The 2,303-nt window shown below is 29.0% G+C and carries 2 protein-coding genes and 1 pseudogene; all 3 read left to right on the top strand.

All coding sequences use genetic code 11. From position 1 onward, the window contains the following. Positions 1 to 108 precede the first annotated feature (108 nt). The 3 genes and pseudogenes from folE to folK all read left to right on the top strand — a co-directional run bounded on the left by folE (position 109) and on the right by folK (position 1,968). Positions 109 to 662 (top strand): annotated as a pseudogene (folE, locus tag HMPREF9129_RS09845) (GTP cyclohydrolase I FolE). Next, positions 662 to 1,135: an HD domain-containing protein gene (locus tag HMPREF9129_RS09850; protein WP_004823225.1), complete on the top strand. Its 474-nt coding sequence runs from the start codon at positions 662 to 664 to the stop codon at positions 1,133 to 1,135. The pseudogene folE and the gene HMPREF9129_RS09850 overlap by 1 nt, the downstream one beginning before the upstream one ends. Positions 1,136 to 1,143: 8 nt before the next feature. Beyond that, entirely contained in the window at positions 1,144 to 1,968 is an 825-nt protein-coding gene (folK, locus tag HMPREF9129_RS09855) for a 2-amino-4-hydroxy-6-hydroxymethyldihydropteridine diphosphokinase (RefSeq protein WP_004823228.1), read from the top strand. Positions 1,969 to 2,303 lie beyond the last annotated feature (335 nt).

The raw sequence follows: 2,303 nt of genomic DNA on the forward strand, positions 1-2,303 counted from the left end.
ACAGTGTCAAATAATTTGTAAATCATTTGACTTAAGTAGGGTTTATTGTTAGAATATGCCGGAATAAAGGTATATATAAATGTAAATAAAAATATAAAAGAGGTTATTATGGATAAAAATAAAATTGAAACAGCTGTCACTATGATTCTTGAAGCTATAGGGGAAGACCCTACAAGAGAAGGATTAGTTGAAACCCCTCAACGTGTAGCTAGAATGTATGAAGAAATTTTTGGAGGAATTAATCAAACTGCTGAAAAACATCTTTCAAAAACTTTTGAATTAGTTGACAAAAATATGGTTATAGAAAAAGATATCCCTTTCTATTCTATGTGCGAACACCACTTACTTCCTTTTTGGGGTAAAGCTCATATTGCATATATTCCAAATGGAAGAGTTGCTGGACTCTCAAAGCTTGCAAGAACTGTTGAACTATATGCAAAAAAACCTCAACTTCAAGAAAGACTTACTATGGAAATAGCTGATGCCCTAATGGAATTTTTAAGTTCTGAAGGAGCTCTTGTAGTTATAGAAGCTGAGCATATGTGTATGAATATGCGTGGAGTTAAAAAACCGGGAACTTCTACTATGACTTCTGTTGCTCGTGGTAAATTTGAAACAGACTTAAATTTAAAAATGAAGCTTATAGATTAATGGGGCTATAATGGAAAATTCAAATATTATATTTAATCTTGATTTTATTCAAGACTTGTTAAAAGATTTGAAGACTTTGGAAGATGACAGAATTTATTGCCGGCACAATCTAACTCATTTTTTAGATGTCGCGCGTATTTGTTATATTCTGTGTCTTGAAAACAATATTTACATTTCCAAGGATGTTATTTACAGTGCAGCTCTACTTCATGATTTAGGTAGAGCTTATGAATATAAAAATGGCACACCACATGATTTAGCATCTATTGATATAGCAAAAAAAGCTCTTTTCTCAACAAACTTTACAAATGATGAAAAAGATTTAATATTATCTGCTATTAAACATCATAGAAAAAAAAGTGATTTTTTAAATTTTGAATCACTTTTCTATAAAGCAGATAAACTTTCAAGAGATTGTTACAATTGCAAAGCTGAAGGTTGTAAATGGGGCAATCATAAAAAGAATTTAGAAATCAAATATTAGGAGTTTTTATGGATTATATTAAAATTTCAAATTTAATTGTTTTTGCAAATCACGGTGTTTTTAAAGAGGAAAAAACTCTTGGTCAAAAATTTGTAATTGATATATCTCTTGGTCTTGAAATTCAAGAAGCTGCCTTGACAAATGATTTAGATAAATCTGTTCACTATGGATTTTTATCCGAAGAAGTTCAAAAATTATTTAAATCTAAATCAAATAACTTAATCGAAACTTGCGCTGAAGAGATAGCTCAGTTTATTTTGAAAAAATACACTATGGTTAATGAAGTTACAGTTAGTGTAAAAAAACCATGGGCTCCTATCCATCTGCCATTAGATGAAGTTTTAGTCCAAATCACAAGAAAAAGAATGCGCTGTTTCTTGGGACTTGGTTCAAATTTAGGAGATTCTACTGAGTTGTTAAACAATGCATATTCAAAAATTGAAAATACTTATACAAAAATAATAAATAAATCAAGTATATACACAACTCCTGCTTGGGGTTTAGAAGATCAACCTGATTTTAAAAATTCTGTAGTTGAAATTTCAACAACATATTCTCTGCAGATGTTATTAAAACATATCCAAAAAATTGAACTTGATTTAGGAAGAGAAAGAAAAATTCATTGGGGACCTAGAACTATTGATATAGATATTTTATTTGTTGAAAACCAACAAATTTATCAAGATAATCTGATAGTCCCTCATCCATATATTTCAGAAAGAGAATTTGTGTTGGAACCTCTTTGCGAAATAGCTCCCCATTTCATTCATCCTACTTTTAACAAATCGATTAGACATATTTATGAAGAATTTAAAAAAAGCACTGTCAAATAGGCAGTGCTAAGAGTTTATACTAACGTTGGATAATTATAAAAGTTATTTGTTAAAATCTCCTCCTATTATATTAAAAGCCCAACGAAAATTTTCATTGGGCTTTTAATATCTGTGATTTTTATCTATACGCACCTGATATAGCATCTATTTCTATATCATCTCCTGTTTTTTGTTTAATAAAATTTTTAAATTCCCACCAAGTTTCTCTTATTATTCTAATTTTTTCTTTTATAGAAACATACGGAGTGTTTAATTTTTTATAATATATTCTTTTACAATTGGTTCATATCTATAAATGATATTCATTATATCATAAAAAATATAGGGGCTGACGT

It is taken from the genome of Peptoniphilus indolicus ATCC 29427, from assembly GCF_000227315.1.
Taxonomy (GTDB): domain Bacteria; phylum Bacillota; class Clostridia; order Tissierellales; family Peptoniphilaceae; genus Peptoniphilus; species Peptoniphilus indolicus.

Excerpts from the sequence above, each read along its gene's own strand:
- HMPREF9129_RS09850 (WP_004823225.1), top strand. The coding sequence starts at position 662 with ATGGAAAATTCAAATATTATATTTAATCTTGATTTTATTCAAGACTTG.
- folK (WP_004823228.1), top strand. The coding sequence starts at position 1,144 with ATGGATTATATTAAAATTTCAAATTTAATTGTTTTTGCAAATCACGGT.